Source organism: Variovorax glucosi (genome assembly GCF_051216695.1).
Classification (GTDB): Bacteria; Pseudomonadota; Gammaproteobacteria; order Burkholderiales; family Burkholderiaceae_C; genus Variovorax.
Window position 1 is genome coordinate 1 of record NZ_JBPJZE010000236.1, and the last position, 1,183, is coordinate 1,183.

1 protein-coding gene is annotated in these 1,183 nt (G+C 66.3%); it reads left to right on the plus strand.

The window, feature by feature from the left end; translation table 11 throughout:
- A partial coding sequence (locus ACSFA3_RS24595; protein ID WP_435507987.1) for a PhoH family protein occupies nt 1-1,183 on the plus strand: 1,183 nt, incomplete at both ends.

Consider the following 1,183-nt stretch of genomic DNA (forward strand, 5'->3'; position numbering starts at 1 on the left):
TCCGGCGATTCGCGCGCTGACGAAGCCACGGTGCACAGCCCGCAGCCGCTGGAGTTGTTCGACAGCCTCGGCACTGAAGGCGCCGGCGGCACCACCGTGCGCCCGACGCGTCGGGCCAGATCCAAACCCGCACCGGCCCCCGCGCCCGTGAGCGCACCGCAACCGGAGGCCCTGGTGCAGGTCGAGACGAGGAAGGCGCCGGTCATCGAAGTCGCACCAGCTCCCGCCCCTGCGCCGCAAGCGCCGACGCGCCCCAAACGCAACAAGTCCACCGGTCCGGCCAAGCTGTTCGTGCTCGACACGAACGTGCTGCTGCACGACCCCATGTGCCTGTTCCGCTTCGAGGAGCACGACATCTTCCTGCCGATGATCGTGCTGGAAGAGCTCGACGGCCACAAGAAAGGTACCACCGAAGTCGCGCGCAACGGTCGCCAGACCAGCCGCACGCTCGATGCCCTGGCCGGTGCCCAGGACGCCGACATCGACAAGGGCCTGAAGCTCGACACCACCGGCCACCGCGAAGCTGGCGGCCGGCTGTTCTTCCAGACCGCCCCGCTCGACTACTCGCTGCCGATCAGCCTTCCCCAGGGCAAGGCCGACAACCAGATCCTCGGTGTGGTGCACGCTCTGCGCGACGAGTACGCCAAGGACCGCCCGGGCAAGCCGAAGCAGGAAGTGGTGCTGGTGTCGAAAGACATCAACATGCGCGTCAAGGCGCGCGCGCTGGGCCTGGCCGCCGACGACTACCAGAACGACAAGACACTGGAAGACGGCGACCTGCTCTACGCCGGTTCGCTCGCACTGCCGCCCGACTTCTGGACCCGCCAGAGCAAGACGATCGAAAGCTGGCAGAGCGGCAGCAATACCTTCTACCGGATCAGCGGTCCGCTGGTGCCCAACCTGTACATCAATCAGTTCGTGTACTTCGAGGCGCCCGGCGAGCCGAGCATGTACGCCCGCGTCACCGAAATCCGCGACAAGACCGCGGTGCTCAAGACGCTCAAGGACTACAGCTCGGGCAAGAACGCGGTCTGGGGCGTGAACACGCGCAACCGCGAGCAGAACTTCGCGATGAATCTGCTGATGGACCCGGAAATCGATTTCGTCACCCTCACCGGCACTGCAGGTACCGGCAAGACGCTGATGGCGCTCGCATCCGGCCTGACGCAGGTGCTCGACGACC